The sequence below is a fragment of the Amycolatopsis sp. NPDC021455 genome, from assembly GCF_040640995.1.
Taxonomy (GTDB): Bacteria; Actinomycetota; Actinomycetes; order Mycobacteriales; family Pseudonocardiaceae; genus Amycolatopsis.
Map to the genome: position 1 here is coordinate 1 of NZ_JBFACT010000094.1, position 15,396 is coordinate 15,396.

Consider the following 15,396-nt stretch of genomic DNA (forward strand, 5'->3'; position numbering starts at 1 on the left):
GCCGATGATCGCGAGGAGTGTGGCGCCGGCCAGCGCTGCGCGGGCGAAGCGCCGGGATAGCGTGCGAGGGCGGTTCTGACGCATCAAGAAACCCCCTTCGCGGGTGTCGCGTCGCGTCTCACCTCCGCGACCTGCTCGGCGTAATCGTCGACCGGGGCGGCGGAGCGGACGCGGCGGAGTGCGAAATCGAGTGCGGGCGCGCTGCTGGCCCGGCCGATCCCGAGGTCGATGCGTCCCGGGCTCATCGCGTCGAGGACGGCGAAGGTCTCCGCGACCTTGAAGGGGCTGTAGTGGTTCAGTTGCACCACACCGGATCCCACACGGATCCGGTCGGTCAACGCCGCCGCCCGCGCCACCAGCACCTCGGGGGTGCTGGAGGCGGTGCTCGCGCTCACCCCGTGGTGCTCGGCGAACCAGATCCGCTGGTAGCCAAGGCGTTCCGCGTGCCTCGCGAGGTCGACGCTGTTCGCGAACGCTTCGACGGGACTGCCGCCGATCGGGGTGTGGTGATGTCGAGAATGGACAGCTTCATGCTTGCGGCCTTCCGCCCGTGAACGGAGCAGTTGCTCACCGGGGCTACCGCATCACCTCACCCGCGTTCACCAGGAGGGTCTGCCCGGTGATGGCGCGGGCGCGGTCGGACGCCAGGAAAACCACGGCCTCCGCGACGTCTCCGTCGGTGGCCATTTCGGGCAGTGCCATCCGCTCGGTCAGCTGGGCGAGCAGATCCCCTTCCGACTCGCGTACGTACGACTTCGCTACCGGACCCCACATCCAGCCGGGCAGCACGGAATTGACCCGGATCCGGTGGGGACCCAACTCCCGCGCGAGGGAGTACATGGCGGACGTCAGCGCGCCTTTGGAGGCTGAGTAGGCGGTCAGGGACGCGTATGGATTTGGATCGATCTCGGCCTGGGTGCCGATCAGGACGACCGAGCCTCCGCGCGCCTTGAGGGCGGGGAGAAACGCGCGGGTCATCCGCAGGGTGCCCATCAGGTTGACGTCGACGACCTGGCTCCAGATCTCGAAGTCGGCCTCCTCCAGGTCACCGGTTTGCATGTACATGGCCGCGACATTGACCAGCGCGTCCACGGCGCCGAACCGCTCGCTCGCCAGTTCCGCCAGAGCGGCGACGTCGTCGTCCCGGGTGATGTCGGTAACCCGGTAGGCCGTCCGGGTTCCGTCCGGGTCGATGGCGGCGGCGGTCTTGGCGAGGTTCGCCTCCGTGCGGGCTCCGAGCACCGCATAGCCGCCGTCCCGGACGACAGCGGCGGCGACCTGGTGACCGAGCCCGTCTCCGACACCGGACACCACGACGACCTTCCCCTCGAGCATGACCTGTTCCTCCTCATGGGGCATTGCGGCAGAAAGCCGCTGAACTGACTATTCCTCGACCGTAAGCGCACGCTCCCATTTATGGGAAGTACTGACAAAAAAGTAAGGTCACGCACGATGGTGAGCGCGTGCCCATCGGTTGAGGGCGTTGAGGGCCTCCCGCAGGCCGAGGCCTTCCTCGGTGAGCCGGTATTCGACACGGGGCGGGACGACCGGATGGGCGGTGCGTGCGACCACGCCGTCGGCCTCCAGGGCGCGCAGTTGCTGGATCAGCATTTTCTGTGTCACGGCCGGGATAAGCTTCTCGAGTTCGGAAAACCTCAGGGAAGTGTGCCGGAAGAGCTGATAGACGATCACCAGTTTCCAGCGTCCCTCAAGTACCCGAAAGCCGGCTTGGACGTGATCGACCACACAGGCCGCGTCGTGCGGTGAGCTTACTTTTTTGCCGGTACCTGCCATTTTGTCAGCGTACAGTGGTATCGCCGGGGTTCCACAGATCAGGGTACGGGCTAGTAGTGCTTTGTCACGTGCTGTTGAGCTGGGGTTTCTGTTGCGGGGTTCGGGTCTGGATGGGTTGTCGGCAGGTGTGGCAGACACCTGTCCAGACCGCGAGCAGAGTTTGGAGTTGGCGCAGGACTGCGTAGAGGGTCAGGCCTGCGCAGGGGCTTTTGGGGTGCGGCGGAGCTGGGTGCAGATGGCTTGGGCGACGGCGGCGAGGGTGACGTGGCGGTGCCAGCCGAGCCAGGAGCGGCCTTCGAAGTGGTCGAGGCCGAGGCCGTCTTTGAGTTCGCGGTAGTCGTGTTCGATGCGCCAGCGGATTTTGGCCAGCCGCACCAGGTCCCGCAGCTTCGTGTCGGCGGGCAGGGTCGAGAGCCAGTAGTCGGTGGGCTCGGGTTCGCCGGGCGGCCATTCGGCCAGCAGCCAGCATTCGGGCAGGCAGCCGTCGCTGCCGCGGGGGATGTTGCGGTTGGCCGGGCGGACCCGCAGCGCGAGGAACCGCGAGCGCATCCTCGCCGTGGGATTGCCCGGAGACTTCTTCGACCCGTGCCGCCAGAGGACGTACCGGCCCGCCGACCGCCCGGCTGCCATGACGAGGCTCTTCAGGTCCTGCGGCGGGTCGGGGTAGCGCGGCTGTGGCGGTCGTCCGGTGCCGCGATAGGCCGGTGTCACGGGCACTGCTTCGGCGGGCTGGGCGGTCGCGGTCGGGCTGACGGCGAGGGCGTAGGTCAGGCCACGTTCGGTCAGGCCGAGCCGGAATTCGGTGGCGTCGCCGTAGCCGGCGTCGGCCACCACCGGCCGCCGTGGCAGCCCCCACTCGGTGGTGACGTCGTCGAGCATGTCCAGCGCCAGCCGCCACTTCTCCCGATGCCGCAGCTCGTCCGGGATCGCGCTGCGGGCCCGCCGCGCCTTGATCTCGGCCTGGCCTTGTCGTCTGCGGCTTTGGTCTCGTCCCAGGACCGCGTGCACGCTCATCCCGATCTGACAGTTCCCGGTCTTGCCCAATGCACCGCAGTACATCCGCGCCACACCCGGGGAGTCCTTGCCGTCCTTCGGAAACCCGGTGTCATCGATCACCAGCGCATCCGGGGCGACGAACTCGCCGGCCCACCCGGCAGGTGTATGACTGCTACACCTTCACCGCGCTGATCACGTTGGAGGACTACGGCTTCTGCGAAAAGGGTGAAGGCGGGCCGTTCCTCGCGCAGCCGGGGACGCTGGGGCCTGCGGGGAAGCTGAAGGTGAACACCGGCGGCGGGGAGCTGTCGTCGTACTACCTGTGGGGCATGACCCCGCTGTCGGAAGCCGTGATCCAGGCCCGGGGGCAGGCGGGGGAGCGGCAAGTCGAGCGGCACGACCGGGTGTTTGTCTCCGGCAACGGTGGCACTCTCGACCACCACGCGACACTCGTGCTCGGCACGGTCTAGAAAGGACTGCGGAAGATGGCTCTGTTCCCCGTCCGCCGCGACGCGGAGACGCCGGCGTTCTTCGACGGCACAGCGCGCGGCGAGTTCCTGCTGGTGCGCGACACCGTGACCGGCGAGCTGCTCAACCCGCGCACCGACACTTCCTTCGACCGGGCGCGCTTCGAGCACGCCCCGGCTTCGGGGGAGGGGACCGTCGTGACGTGGTCGGTTCCCCACACCCGGCTGCCCGACGACGACCTCACCGCTGCCTGTGTCAAGGTGCGGTTCGAAAGCTCCGGTGACGGCGAGGCCGTCCCGTATTTCGCCAGTCGAAGTAGCCAACCCGTGGCAGGTGGCAGGCGTGGCGGCCACGGTGCGTCGGCCCCATCGAACGGCCACCCGCAGACGCTGCCGCAGAACGTGGCCACCAGGCGACGGCTCACCTGGGCCTCGGCTCACTGCCGTACGCATGAATCGGTTAGCTGGAAGGCGGGTGTTTGAACCGACAGGTGCTGGTAGATCCCGGTGCCGGACATCGTGAGCCGGACGTGCCCGGCGCCGGACGCCGGATGAGTGGCTGGATCAGACGGCCGACCACCCGTTGTAGACCGGGAGCACGGCGCCGGTGATGTTGCTCGCCGCGTCAGAGGCGAGGAACACGATGGCCGCGGCGACTTCCTCCGCCGCGGCCAGGCGGCCCACGTTCTCCCGGCAGCGGCCGACGATGGAGGCGCCGTCGTCATCGAGGGTGAGCGTGTCCTTGATGGGGTTGTCGGTGCTACCGGGGCGATGGCGTTGACCCGGACACCGCGATCCCGGTACATGACCGCGGTCGACTTCGTCAGTCCGATGATGCCGTGCTTGGAGGCGGTGTATGCGGTGCCGGCGGTACTGCCGCGCAGGGCTGCCTCCGAAGCGGTGTTGACGATGGCGCCGTTGCCGTGGGCGAGCAGGTGGGGCAGGGCGGCGCGGGTGAGCAGGAACGGGGCGGTGAGGTTGATCCGGATGACCCGTTCCCATTCGGCGTCGCTCACGTCGGCGGTGGCGGTCATGCTGTCCATGATCCCGGCGTTGTTGACGAGGTGGCCGAAGGACTCGACCGCGGTGGTGATCACTTCGTCGACCGTGCGCTGGTCGCTCAGATCGCCGATGACCGTGCGGGCGGTACCGCCGCTCGCCTCGATCTGCTTGGTGACGGCCTCGGCGCCGACCGGGTTGATGTCCGTGATGAGAACCCCGGCTCCCCGGCTCGTGAACTGCAGCGCGGCGGCGCGTCCGATACCGGACCCGGCGCCGGTGACGATCACGCCTCGTCCTTCGAATTCCTTGCTCATGCTGTCACTCCGATGGAAGTTGCGGGTACGGCGTCTTGCCAGCGGGCACGCAGGGCGACGGGTGCGAACGGCCGTTGGGCGCCCAGGAGGCTGCGGCGGCGGCCATGCCCTGCCCGGAGGTGGTCATGAGGGGTCTCGCCGGTCGGCGAACGCCGTGTCGATCGTCTTCTTCATGAGTTCCACGCCGGTCCGCATGGTGCTGGTGACGTAGTCGATGACCGACGCGGACGTGAACTCGGCCGTCCAGACGAGATGGACTCCCTCTTCGTCCTCCCGCACGGTCTGTGACCCCAGGTGGTTTGTCAGCGGCCCGCCTTCGGTCGTTTGGTAGGTGAGCATTCGGGCGTCATCATTGACTTCGATGATGCGCTCGGTGATCTTCATGTCATTGGCGAGCGTCAAGGTCCTGCTGTCCGGTCCCTTTTCCACGTGGGTCGCGAATGCCGGGATGAGCCGGGTGTCCAACGCATAGACATCGCGCACGGCATCCCAGGTGAACTCCGCGCTGGCTTCGACGACGACATCGACCGTCACCGAGCTGATGCCGGCTTCTTCGTAGCGAACTTCCATGAGCACGGTCATGATATTTCTCCTTCTCTCTTCTGATCGTCTGTTGCAGTGCGGGCCATCGCCGGCACGGGTTGGTTCGGCTGGTGCTCGCCGAGAACGTCAGGGCACCATCACGACCCGGCCGATCCGGCCGCGCTGCTCGGCGTGGTGGTGCGCGGCCCCGGCGTCGGCCAGGGGGTAGCGGGCGTCCAGGTCGAGTGCGTCGAGATCGGCCGGAGTGCGCAGGGGTAGCCGGTCGGGGCTCCAGGTGCCGGAGAGGATCTCCTTCGGAACAGCTGGAGACGAGGTCATGAGTGCGCCCTTCCATCATCGACTAACATTGTTAGTCGAGCAGAAGTTAGACTAACAGTGTTACCCTAAGTGCGGGAAGACCCTTCGTCGGCTGGGACGAAGCGCCGACCGTTGAAGGCGGGGGGTGCACCGAGAGCCGTAAGCTGCCGCGGGTGGCGAGGAGGCGATGACGTCGCAGATCAAGCGAGTTCCCAACGTGCGGGGCGAAGGCGAGCGGTTGCGGCAGGAGATCCTCGGCGCGGCGACCCGCATCCTTGAGGAGACGGGGCGCGAGGACGCGCTCTCCCTTCGCGGGGTCGCCCGCGAGGTCGGCATTGCCGCACCCAGCGTCTACCGGCACTTCAAGAGCAAGGCCGACCTCGTGACCACTGTCCTCGACGTGACCTACCGAGCACTGGCCGTCGCGATGAGCGAGGCCGGCGAGTCGGCCACCGCGGTAGGCGCGGACCCGTGGGAGCGCGTGCGGGCGATCGTCACCGCCTACCGCAGGTTCGCCATCGACAAGCCCCGCCGGTACCGGCTGATGTTCAGCCTGGAATACGAACCCGAGCGCCGGCCCTCCGCCGACACCCCCCTCGGCACCGTGCTCCAGGCATGGACTCACGCCGTGGACACCTACCTCGCGGCGATCGCGCCCGCCCGTCGATCGGAAGCGGAGATTGTCGGCATCCACCTGTGGACCGCCTTGCACGGCCAACTGGTCCTGTGGCACACCCTGCCCGGTCACCACACCAGCAGTGAAGACATCCTGACCGAATTGGAACAGTCATTGCTGCACCGGCTGCTGCCCGGACCGGCCCCTCAGCCATCAACCCCGAGGCTCGACGCCGCACACAGCCAGCGAGGCAGTTGAGAATGTCGCACCGGACGCCGCTGAAGCGCCGCTACCGCTCGAATCGGCCGGAGCTACACCACGAGCAGGGTTCGTTCACCGATTCGGCACCCACACCGGCCGCTGCCCCAACCTCGACGGACAGCCCGCGTACGGCACCGGCTCCAAGGTCGTCCCGGCCACCGCGCACCTCGACCACACGCCGGAGAACTGTGACTCCGCCAACCTCCGCGCCATGTGCCAGGGCTGCCACCTCCACTACGGCCAGGACCGCCACGCCCGCACCCAGGCCGAAGCCCGCCGCGCATCACTTGAAGCCTCCGGACAGCTCACGTTCACCGGCGCGGAAAGGCCGGCTCCCGGACGACGGGTATCGGAGTGGAGGTCACCTGCTGGTGCGGGATGCCGGCCCCCGCGCCGCGCCGGCAGCCTGGCTGTCGACGGCGACGATCATCCGTGGCTTTCCCGGCAGCCGGGACTGCGCGCCTTCGGCGGCAATTCCGGCGTTAGCTCGCGTCGGTGGTCAGGTCCAGCGCCGGCGCGACAGTTGTGAATGCCTGGTCGACCAGTGCGTCCAGGTCGGCCGCACCGTCGCCGGCCACCCAACGGCGGAGCGCCACGTTGAACGCCGTGAGGGCGACTCCGGCCGCGAGCGTCGGGCGCAGGTCGGTGTTCGAGTCGAGTCCGGTGCGTTCGGCGAGGATCGCCGTCACGTCGTCCTGCCAGACGGTCTGCCGTTCCAGGAATCGGGCCAGCAGGGCCGGGGTGCCGAGGATCAGCCTGCTCACGAGCAGGGTCTTGGCGGGGTTGGCGACGCTCATCGCGGTGAAGACGGACAGCGCGTGCCGGAGGGCCTGCGCGGGGGGCTCGTCGGCGGGCCGGCCCCGCAGTTGCGCGCACAGGCGGGCTCCCGCTCCGGCCAGCATGTGCACGACAACGTCCTCTTTGGACTCGAAGTAACGGGAGAACGTGCGGCGCGACATGCCGACGGCCGTCACGATCTGGTCGACGGTCGTCTCCTCGAAACCCTGATCGGCCAGCAGCCGCACCGCGGCTTCGGTCAGCTCGTCGCGCACGAGCCGGCGTTTGCGCTCGGCGATCGTCGTGTCCACGCCTGGATGTTACCTCGCGCTCCTTTCGGCACATAGGGCCTTGGTTGACACACTGTGCCACCGGTGGCAGCCTGGGCGATGGATCTCACGGAGATGCGGGGAAGGGTGGACAGGCGATGACGGAAGCGCCGGAGTTGCCGCTGCAGATGCGGCGTGATGGGTTCGGCCCGGTCGAGGAGCTGGCGCGGGCCCGCGATGGTGAGGGCGTGCTGCGCGTGGTGACGCCCTTCGGGGTGCCCGCGTATCTCGTTCTCCGCTACGAGGACGTCCGGGAGGTGCTGTCGGATGCGGCTCGGTTCAGCAGCGCTGTTGCGGGCCTGCCGGGCGCGGCGCAGGGGAGTGAGGACGAGCAGGCGTCGTTGCGGGCCGGGAACCTGATCGGGCTCGACCCGCCCGAGCACACCCGGCTGCGCCGGATGCTGACGCCGGAGTTCACGGTGCGGCGGATGCGCCGGCTGGAGCCGCGGATCACCGAGATCGTCGAGTCCGCATTGGACGATCTGGAGCGGGCCGGGAAACCGGCGGATCTGGTGGCGCACTTCGCGTTGCCGGTGCCGTCCCTGGTGATCTGCGAACTGCTGGGCGTCCCGTATGCCGACCGGGCCGAGTTCCAGGACCGCTCCAGCCGCCTGCTGGACATCTCGCTGCCCATGGAAGACCGGATCACGGCGCGGCGGGAGGACCGGGCCTACATGGCGAGCCTGGTCGCCCGGGCGCGGGCCGAGCCGGGCGAGGACATGCTGGGCATGCTGGTCCGCGAGCACGGCGACGACCTGACGACCGACGAGCTGATCGGCATCGCAAGCCTGCTCCTGCTGGCCGGGCACGAGACGACCTCGAACATGCTGAGCCTCGGGACCTTGGCGCTGCTGCAGCACCCGGATCAGCTGGCGATGATCCGCGAGGACCCGTCCCGGGTCGAGCCGGCCGTCGAGGAGCTGCTGCGGTGGCTGTCCATTGTGCACTCGCTGCCGCCGCGGACGACCACGACCGACGTCGAACTGGCCGGGCAGAAGATCCCCGCCGGCTCCCTCGTGTTGCTGTCCTTGCCTGCGGCCAACCGGGACGGCGCGTTCATCGGCGAGGCTGACACGCTGGACATCACCCGCGGAGCCGCCGGCCACGTCGCGTTCGGCCACGGTCTGCACCACTGCCTCGGGGCGCCGCTGGCCCGGATGGAGATGCGCATCGCCTTTCCCGCCCTGCTGAAGCGATTCCCGCGGCTGGCGGTGGCCGAGCCGGTCGAGTTCCGCCACTTCACGGTCGTGTTCGGCCTGAAGTCGCTGCCCGTCACCTGGTGAAGTGACCACTCGAACAGGGCTCGGCAGATGCCCGTCATCGCCATCGCCGCGCAGGTCCCGGGCTGGGGCTCGCCATCGCGCGCCGGTCCGGAAACGAGAGATGCCAGGTCGCCCTCGTCGCCCGGAACCGCGAGAAGCTCGACGGTCTCGTCGCCCAGCTCACGGCTGAAGGCATCGAGGCCGCGGTTTTCCAGCCGACGTGATGCATCTGGACACCGTACGTTCCGCGCTCGCTGCCGCGGCGAACCGCTTCGGGACTATCGGCGTGGTGGAGTACTCGCCGGCAGATCGGGGCCTAGCCGGTGTCGCCGCCGCGGAAGCGACAGCCGAGGATCTCCAGCCGCAGATCGACCACTCCAGGTACGGCGCCGTCGCCGCGGTGCGGGAGGTGCTTCCGGCGATGCTCGACCGGGGCAGCGGGACGCTCCTGCCGTCCAGCGGCGCTTCGTCGGTCCGGCCGCGGCGGACCGTTCGGCAGCAGCGGCCATCGCTGCGGCCGCGCTGCGCAACTACGCGCCGGCTCTGAACGCCGAGCTGGCCGGCCGCGGGATCCACTATTCCGCCGCGGTCAGGGCGGTATTGCTGCATCGCCTGGCAGCCGACGATGAGGGTTTCCCCCTCGTCGCTGGAGGTGAAGTCTTCGCGTGCGCTGCGAGGGACGCATTCTTCTTGTCCGACGGTGCTGGCCAGCGACTCGACCAGGCCGCGGTCGGTGGGTCCCCATTCCAGGACGACTTTGCGCAGCAGCATGAAGAGGGCTTCGCGCGGCCCGCTGAGGTCCAGCAGTTCCCTGCCCTCGCGGGCCAGCTCGCGGATCCGCCGCGGCGTCGGCCCTCAGCGGTCGCGGTGTGGTGGCTGTCATGTCAGTGCCTCCATTGACAAGCGGAGAGCTATCTCCGTATGTTCACGGAAACGGAGAGTTGTCTCCGTCTTGCGACGGAACTAAGGAGAAGTCGATGACGGCTAAGAAGGTCGTTGCTGTGGTGGGCGCCACGGGCCAACAGGGCGGGGGGCTCGCCCGGGCGATTCTCGCTGACCCGGCGGGCGAGTTCGCGCTGCGGGCGATTACCCGTAACCCCGACTCCGAGGCCGCGCAGGCGTTGCGGGAGCGTGGGGCGGAGGTCGTGAAGGCGGACTCGTCGGATGAGGCGAGCCTGCGGGCGGCCTTCGAGGGTGCTGACGCCGCGTATCTCGTTACGAACTGGGCGGAGCTGATGGACCCGAAGGCCGAGATCGACCAGGCTCACGCAATGGCGCGCGCGGCAAAGGCGGCCGGCGTGGGACACGCGATCTGGTCGACCAACGACGACACCCGCCAGACGATCCCGGCGGATGACGAGCGCTACCCGGACGTTCTGGGGTTCAAGGTCCCGCACATGGATGCCAAGGCGTCGGCGGACGCCTACTTCACCGAGATCGGTGTGCCCACGACGTTCCTTCGGACGTCCTTCTTCTGGGACAACCTCGCCAGCGTGATGCCGTTGCGGCGCAACGAGGACGGCACCCTGACCCTGGCGCTGGCGATAGGCGACAGCAGGCTGTCGGGTATCGCCGCCGCCGACGTCGGCAAAGTGGTGCTCAGCATCCTCAAGCGCCGCGAGGAGTTCCTCGGCCGCACCGTCAGCATCGCCGGCGAACACCTGACCGGAACGCAGATGGCGGCGCAGTTCTCGGACGTGCTGGGACAGACGGTCACGTACCGCCCGCTCTCCGTACAGTCGATCCGGGAGGCCGGCTTCTACCTTGCCGACGACGTGGCGAACATGTTCCAGTTCTTCACCGAGTACGAAGACGTGATTGTGGGCCCGCGTGACGTGTCCGCCACTCGGGAGCTTCACCCTGAGCTGATGACCTTCGCCACCTGGGCGGCGCAGAACCGGGACCGCGTGCAGGCCGCCGTTGCCGAGCAGAACTGGAGTCAACTACCACTGACTCAGTACGACAATGACTCAGTCGCGCGTCGTTAGTCGGTTTGCGGTCGTGGGGTCTGCCCAGGGTCTGGCCGGCACCTCGGCTGTGAGGCTTCGGCCTCTCATCAGGATGTCACCGTGCCCAAGCCCTACCCTCGTGAGTTCCGTGACGACGTGATCGCGGTGGCCCGTCGTGGTGAGGCTCCGTTGAAGCAGGTCGCCAAAGACTTCGGGATCTCCGAGTCATGCCTGGCCAACTGGCTGCGCGCCGCCGATGTCGAGGACGGCACCCGGGCCGCGTGACCCGGGAGGAGTCCGCCGAGCTACGCGAGGTGCGTAAGCGCGACCGGCTGCTGGAGCAGGAGAACGAGGTCCCTCCGCAAGGCCGCGGCCTACCTCGCGATGGACCAACGAATCGATCTTCCGCACCTTCCGGCGCCGAGCAGAGGAACAGACCATTGAGTGATCAGGTGCCAAGCCTGCTGTCCCGGCGTGCCGTGCTGAGTGCGGCCGCGGTCGGCGTCACTCTTGGCTTCGCCCAGTCGGCACCCGCGTTCGCCGTCACTCCCGCGGCGGCGACCGTCCCGGCGCCCGCGGACTTCCCGGCGTCCATTCCGGTCTACCGGCAGGCCTTCACCAACTGGTCTGGCGAGATCGTGCTCAGCCCGCAGTGGACGTGCGCTCCGAAGAATTCGGAGGAAGTGGTCACACTGGCCAACTGGGCCCATACCAACGGCTGGAGACTACGTGCCCGCGGTATGGGCCACGGCTGGTCACCCCTGCTGGAGCCGGAAGGCGCCGACGGCAGGATTCTCATCGTCGACACCACCCAGCACCTCACCGCGATAAGCATCGATTCGGGAACACCGGCCAGCGTCACCGCCCAGGGCGGCGTGACCATGCTCGGCCTGCTGACCGCAGTGGAGCAGGCCGGCTACGGATTGACCAACACCCCCGCGCCCGGCGACGTCACCCTCGGTGGCGTGCTCGCCATCGGCGGCCACGGCACCTCGATTCCGGCGGTCGGCGAGCGTTCTCAACCGGGCCACACCTACGGCTCTATCAGCAATCTGGTGGTGTCCCTTACCGCAGTGGCCTGGGACACCACCGTGAACGCCTATGTTCTTAAGACCTTTCAGCGCAACGACCCGGACATCGGCGCGTTCCTGGTCCACCTGGGACGAGCGTTCATCACCGAGGCAACACTCCGCCTGGGAACCAATGTCCGGTTGCGCTGCCAGAGCAGTTGCGCCACACCGGCTGCGGCCTTGTTCGCGTCGCCGGAGTCGGCCGGAGCGAACTCCTTCACCGCGCTCCTGGACCGCAGCGGGCGGGTCGAGACCATCTGGTTCCCGTTCACCACTGCGCCATGGCTGAAAGTCTGGTCGGTCGCACCCGAGAAGCCATCGTCGGCCAAGGAAGTCGACACGCCCTTCAACTACACGTTCGCCGACTCGGTGCCTGGGCCGGTCTCCCGGCTGATCAAGGATATCGTCAGCGGCTTCGGCGCGGCGACCCCCACCTTCCAATTCCTGGAAATGGCTATCACCCGGGCCGGTCTGTTCACGACCGACACCTCTGACATCTGGGGATGGGCCAAGAACACCCAACTCTACGTCCGCCCGACCACTTTACGGGTGACTGCGAACGGCTACGCCATCCTGTGTGCGCGAGCTGACGTGCAACGGGTCGTCAGCGACTTCTACACCTACCTCAGCACGAAGCTCACCGCCTACCGGAACGCCGGCCAGTACCCGATGAACGGCCCCTGGGAGGTCCGCTGCACCGGGCTGGACGACGCCGCCGACTGCGGCGTCGCGGACGCGGTCCAACCCGTGCTGAGCCCGGTGCGCCCGCGCCCGGACCAACCGCAGTGGGACACCGCAGTGTGGATGGACCTGCTCACCTTCCCAGACACCCCCGAGTCGCAGAGGTTCTACCGCGAAACCGAGCAATGGATGCTGTCCCACTACACCGGCAGCTATGCAGCTGTGCGTGCGGAGTGGTCGAAGGGGTGGGCCTATTCGGGTTCGGCAGCATGGGCCGAGCCCGCGGTGCTGGGCTCCGCTATTCCCGACTCGCTGCGGATCGGGCAGGACGACGACGCCAACTGGGACGCCGCACTGGTCACATTGGATCGCTACGACCCCGGCCGGATCTTCTCCAACACCTTCCTCGATACCCTGATGCCCCGACCGTCGGGAGCGGATCACCGCGTCCTGCCACCGGCCGGGCAGCGAGGCCCGCTACCGCTTCGCCGACACCGGTCTTGACCTCGCCGCGCTACGAGATCGTTTCCAGGATTACCAGGACCATTTCGGTATTCCAACCGAATCTCTGGCCTGACAGCGGATCGCCGCGCGCCCGCACACGCGTGCGATCGACGGTTTTGCCCTGTAAGGAAACGTCGCTCAGCGGACAACGCGACCAAGGAAGGGAACTAGGCCATGCCGGCGTGGACCGTGCGCGACATATCCGACCAAAGTGGACGCACAGTGGTTGTCACCGGCGCCAACAGCGGCCTGGGCTACCACACGGTGCGAGAACTAGCCCGCCGCGCTGCTCGAGTGGTGCTGGCCTGCCGTAACGCGGAGCGCGGTGCGGAAGCCGTTCGCAAGATCCGTGCCGAGATGCCGTGGGCGGATGTCCACTGTCGACTGGTCGACCTCGCCGATCTGACGTCCGTGCGGTCCTTCGCCGAGGATCTCGACGTCGAACGACTGGACCTGCTGATCAACAACGCGGGTGTGATGGGCGTGCCTCGCGGCAGCACCAGGGACGGCTTCGAAACCCACATCGGGATCAACCACCTGGGCACCTTCGCACTGACCTGCCTGTTGCTGCCCCGGCTGCTGGCCACCCCCGGTTCGCGCGTGGTGGGCGTCTCCAGCGTCGCGCACGGCATGGCCGGGGTCGACCCGAGCCGGCTCTCCGAGCCAGGGCGGTACAACCGGTGGATCGCCTACGGCAGGTCCAAGACCGCCGGGTTGCTGTTCACCCGAGAACTGGCCCGTCGTCTTTCCGCGGCGAAGGCGACGACGATCGCCGTCGCCGCACATCCGGGCTATGTGGCGACCGACCTGCAAGCCAAGGCCGTGGGCCCCGACGGCCCCACCCTGATCGACCGGATGCTGGTGGCCGGCAACCGTTTGGTGGCCGGTTCACCGGAGAAGGGCGCGCTTGCGGTGCTGTACGCCGCCTGCGCGCCCGGACTCGCGCCGGACACCTATGTCGGTCCCCGGCTCGTCGGCCGGGGCGTGTCGACATCGGCGTGGCGTGCCCCCTGGGCCCGCGACGACCAGGTGGGCCGCCGGCTCTGGGCGGAATCAGAGCGGCTGACCGGGGTGCGCTCCCCGCTGTCGCGCACCGCCGGTCATCGCTGAGGTCGGCCGCGGAGAACTCAGCCGCCGGCCGGCCCGGTCCGCCGGCGGTAGCGGATACGGCAGGGCGACAGTGGCACCGCCACGGGCGCCGCGTAGTCGGGCCGCACGACGGTGTCGACGAGCTCGATGTCGAAGCGGCGCAGCATCCGGCTCCAGATGAGCATGATTTCCTGGTAGGCGAAGGCTTTTCCGGTGCAGCGATGCTTGCCGCCGCCGAAGGCGGCCAACGGGCTGGGTGTGCCGCGGTGCTCGGCACGTTCCGGGGAAAAGCGGTCGGGGTCGTAGCGGCCGGGCTCGGTGAACGTCCCGGGCAACCGGTGCGAGGCGGCCGGTGAGATCATCAGCCTGCTGCCACGGGCAATCCGGTATCCGCCGTAGTGGAACTCCTCTTCCGCGTCACGCAGCAGCACAGTCGTCGGCGGGTACAAGCGTTCCGCCTCGGTGACGCACTTGCGCAACGCGCTCATCTCGTGCACGTCCGGCCCGGCGCCTTGCGCCGCCAGCGCGTCCTGCTCCCGGACAACCGCGGACGCCACTTCCGGGTGCTGCAGGATCAGCGTTCCCGTCCAGCCGGCCAACGCCGCGGTGTTGTGCTCGCCCGCGACGATGATGGCCAGCAGCAAGGACGCGGCGACCTCCTCAGGCAACGGGCGGCCGTCGCTGTACCGGGATTCCATCAGCGACACGATGAAGCGCTCACCGCTCGGATTCTCCTGGCGGATCGTCCTGGCCGCGGACAGGATCACCTCCACCAACTCGCGACGTGCCCGGTCCCGTCTGCGGAAGGCGGGAATGGGCAGGTTCGGCCCGACCAGCCAGGCCAGCCTTCCGGCAGCCTTCAGGTCATCGAACAGCCGGACCAGATCACGCCCCACGAGTCGGCCGAACTCCGGCCCGATCAGGCACCCGGCGGCGATGTTCACGGACAGCTCGCTCATGGCCGCGGGGAGGTCCACCGTCCCGGCATCGCCCCAGCCGTCGAGAAACCGGTCGATCTCCTGGACCATCGCCTCGACGTACCCGCTGACCGCGTTGCCCGACAGCGCGGGCAGCATCATCGTCATGTGCTCGTCGAAAACCTCGGGCGGAGCGTCGAACAAGATGTTCTCGCCGAAGAGCGGGGTCATCGACTCGTAGGCGCGCCGCCGCCCAAGGGTGCGGTCCGTGGCGCGGAAGACGGCGTCGTTGGCAGCCGGGCCGCACAGGACCGTGAACTTCCGGCCGGCGATCCGCACCGTGAACACGTCGCCGACCTTCTCCTGCGCCCCGACCAGGAAGGCAACCGGATCACGACCGAACGCCACGGTGTGGCCGAGAACCGGCAGCCCTCCGGGTAGTGCCGGTGGCTCAAGACTGGTCACGCCGAGGTCAGTGGACATGTCTCCTCCGTCCGGTGCGGCCGTTCGCACCAGTTCGCCCCCTCG

16 protein-coding genes and 2 pseudogenes are annotated in these 15,396 nt (G+C 68.3%); 8 read left to right on the forward strand and 10 right to left on the reverse strand.

Features of this window, described 5'->3' with window-relative positions; all coding sequences use genetic code 11:
* Positions 1–83: 83 nt before the first annotated feature.
* The 4 genes from AB0G28_RS45335 to AB0G28_RS45350 all read right to left on the reverse strand — a co-directional run bounded on the left by AB0G28_RS45335 (position 84) and on the right by AB0G28_RS45350 (position 2,910).
* Positions 84–563: an LLM class flavin-dependent oxidoreductase gene (locus AB0G28_RS45335; RefSeq protein WP_361104505.1), complete on the reverse strand. Its 480-nt coding sequence runs from the start codon at positions 561–563 to the stop codon at positions 84–86.
* Positions 564–576: 13 nt separating this feature from the next.
* Positions 577–1,335, reverse strand: coding sequence for an SDR family oxidoreductase (locus tag AB0G28_RS45340; RefSeq protein ID WP_361104438.1), 759 nt, complete (start codon positions 1,333–1,335; stop codon positions 577–579).
* A gap of 108 nt (positions 1,336–1,443) precedes the next feature.
* Positions 1,444–1,794: a helix-turn-helix domain-containing protein gene (locus AB0G28_RS45345; protein ID WP_361104441.1), complete on the reverse strand. Its 351-nt coding sequence runs from the start codon at positions 1,792–1,794 to the stop codon at positions 1,444–1,446.
* A gap of 189 nt (positions 1,795–1,983) precedes the next feature.
* Positions 1,984–2,910, reverse strand: a complete 927-nt coding sequence (locus AB0G28_RS45350; RefSeq protein WP_361104444.1) for an IS701 family transposase — start codon at positions 2,908–2,910, stop codon at positions 1,984–1,986.
* 41 nt (positions 2,911–2,951) lie between these two features.
* Here AB0G28_RS45350 and AB0G28_RS45355 point away from each other — a divergent pair, with 41 nt between their 5' ends.
* The gene (locus AB0G28_RS45355; RefSeq protein WP_361104447.1) at positions 2,952–3,260 is read left to right on the forward strand and encodes a hypothetical protein; all 309 of its coding nucleotides are present in this window, start codon (positions 2,952–2,954) and stop codon (positions 3,258–3,260) included.
* Between the two features lie 15 nt (positions 3,261–3,275).
* Positions 3,276–3,740, forward strand: a complete 465-nt coding sequence (locus AB0G28_RS45360) for a hypothetical protein (protein WP_361104450.1) — start codon at positions 3,276–3,278, stop codon at positions 3,738–3,740.
* Between the two features lie 81 nt (positions 3,741–3,821).
* Here the strand turns inward: AB0G28_RS45360 and AB0G28_RS45365 are convergent, their stop codons facing one another.
* The 4 genes and pseudogenes from AB0G28_RS45365 to AB0G28_RS45380 form a co-directional block, all read right to left on the reverse strand.
* The gene (locus AB0G28_RS45365; protein ID WP_361104508.1) at positions 3,822–3,941 is read right to left on the reverse strand and encodes an SDR family oxidoreductase; all 120 of its coding nucleotides are present in this window, start codon (positions 3,939–3,941) and stop codon (positions 3,822–3,824) included.
* Between the two features lie 107 nt (positions 3,942–4,048).
* Positions 4,049–4,573: pseudogene (locus AB0G28_RS45370) on the reverse strand (SDR family NAD(P)-dependent oxidoreductase); the annotation flags it as partial.
* Positions 4,574–4,696: 123 nt separating this feature from the next.
* Positions 4,697–5,155: an SRPBCC family protein gene (locus AB0G28_RS45375; protein ID WP_361104453.1), complete on the reverse strand. Its 459-nt coding sequence runs from the start codon at positions 5,153–5,155 to the stop codon at positions 4,697–4,699.
* 87 nt (positions 5,156–5,242) lie between these two features.
* Positions 5,243–5,434 carry a hypothetical protein gene (locus AB0G28_RS45380; RefSeq protein WP_361104456.1) on the reverse strand — a complete coding sequence of 64 codons (192 nt, stop codon included), beginning with the start codon at positions 5,432–5,434 and terminating at the stop codon, positions 5,243–5,245.
* A gap of 166 nt (positions 5,435–5,600) precedes the next feature.
* Between AB0G28_RS45380 and AB0G28_RS45385 the strand changes: the two genes are divergently transcribed.
* Positions 5,601–6,287 (forward strand): TetR/AcrR family transcriptional regulator, encoded by a 687-nt coding sequence (locus tag AB0G28_RS45385; RefSeq protein ID WP_361104459.1) that lies wholly within the window; start codon positions 5,601–5,603, stop codon positions 6,285–6,287.
* A gap of 485 nt (positions 6,288–6,772) precedes the next feature.
* Here AB0G28_RS45385 and AB0G28_RS45390 read toward each other — a convergent pair whose 3' ends face one another.
* On the reverse strand, positions 6,773–7,378 hold the full coding sequence (locus AB0G28_RS45390; protein WP_361104462.1) for a TetR family transcriptional regulator: 606 nt from the start codon (positions 7,376–7,378) through the stop codon (positions 6,773–6,775).
* Positions 7,379–7,494: 116 nt separating this feature from the next.
* On the opposite strand from AB0G28_RS45390, the gene AB0G28_RS45395 reads away from it, so the two are divergent.
* The 5 genes and pseudogenes from AB0G28_RS45395 to AB0G28_RS45415 all read left to right on the forward strand — a co-directional run bounded on the left by AB0G28_RS45395 (position 7,495) and on the right by AB0G28_RS45415 (position 13,972).
* Positions 7,495–8,679, forward strand: a complete 1,185-nt coding sequence (locus tag AB0G28_RS45395; protein ID WP_361104465.1) for a cytochrome P450 — start codon at positions 7,495–7,497, stop codon at positions 8,677–8,679.
* A gap of 956 nt (positions 8,680–9,635) precedes the next feature.
* Positions 9,636–10,646 (forward strand): NmrA/HSCARG family protein, encoded by a 1,011-nt coding sequence (locus AB0G28_RS45400; protein ID WP_361104469.1) that lies wholly within the window; start codon positions 9,636–9,638, stop codon positions 10,644–10,646.
* An 81-nt stretch (positions 10,647–10,727) separates the two neighbouring features.
* Positions 10,728–10,997 (forward strand): annotated as a pseudogene (locus AB0G28_RS45405) (transposase); the annotation flags it as partial.
* A 62-nt stretch (positions 10,998–11,059) separates the two neighbouring features.
* Positions 11,060–12,862, forward strand: a complete 1,803-nt coding sequence (locus tag AB0G28_RS45410) for a cholesterol oxidase substrate-binding domain-containing protein (protein ID WP_361104472.1) — start codon at positions 11,060–11,062, stop codon at positions 12,860–12,862.
* Between the two features lie 174 nt (positions 12,863–13,036).
* On the forward strand, positions 13,037–13,972 hold the full coding sequence (locus AB0G28_RS45415; protein ID WP_361104475.1) for an oxidoreductase: 936 nt from the start codon (positions 13,037–13,039) through the stop codon (positions 13,970–13,972).
* Between the two features lie 17 nt (positions 13,973–13,989).
* Here AB0G28_RS45415 and AB0G28_RS45420 read toward each other — a convergent pair whose 3' ends face one another.
* On the reverse strand, positions 13,990–15,351 hold the full coding sequence (locus tag AB0G28_RS45420; protein ID WP_361104478.1) for a cytochrome P450: 1,362 nt from the start codon (positions 15,349–15,351) through the stop codon (positions 13,990–13,992).
* Positions 15,352–15,396 lie beyond the last annotated feature (45 nt).

What these genes read in the sequence shown, in the direction of transcription:
- AB0G28_RS45415 (WP_361104475.1), top strand. Translation starts at nt 13,037, where the DNA reads ATGCCGGCGTGGACCGTGCGCGACATATCCGACCAAAGTGGACGCACA.
- AB0G28_RS45380 (WP_361104456.1), bottom strand. Translation starts at nt 5,434, where the DNA reads ATGACCTCGTCTCCAGCTGTTCCGAAGGAGATCCTCTCCGGCACCTGG.
- AB0G28_RS45400 (WP_361104469.1), top strand. Translation starts at nt 9,636, where the DNA reads ATGACGGCTAAGAAGGTCGTTGCTGTGGTGGGCGCCACGGGCCAACAG.
- AB0G28_RS45345 (WP_361104441.1), bottom strand. Translation starts at nt 1,794, where the DNA reads ATGGCAGGTACCGGCAAAAAAGTAAGCTCACCGCACGACGCGGCCTGT.
- AB0G28_RS45375 (WP_361104453.1), bottom strand. Translation starts at nt 5,155, where the DNA reads ATGACCGTGCTCATGGAAGTTCGCTACGAAGAAGCCGGCATCAGCTCG.
- AB0G28_RS45420 (WP_361104478.1), bottom strand. Translation starts at nt 15,351, where the DNA reads ATGTCCACTGACCTCGGCGTGACCAGTCTTGAGCCACCGGCACTACCC.
- AB0G28_RS45360 (WP_361104450.1), top strand. Translation starts at nt 3,276, where the DNA reads ATGGCTCTGTTCCCCGTCCGCCGCGACGCGGAGACGCCGGCGTTCTTC.
- AB0G28_RS45385 (WP_361104459.1), top strand. Translation starts at nt 5,601, where the DNA reads ATGACGTCGCAGATCAAGCGAGTTCCCAACGTGCGGGGCGAAGGCGAG.
- AB0G28_RS45395 (WP_361104465.1), top strand. Translation starts at nt 7,495, where the DNA reads ATGACGGAAGCGCCGGAGTTGCCGCTGCAGATGCGGCGTGATGGGTTC.
- AB0G28_RS45340 (WP_361104438.1), bottom strand. Translation starts at nt 1,335, where the DNA reads ATGCTCGAGGGGAAGGTCGTCGTGGTGTCCGGTGTCGGAGACGGGCTC.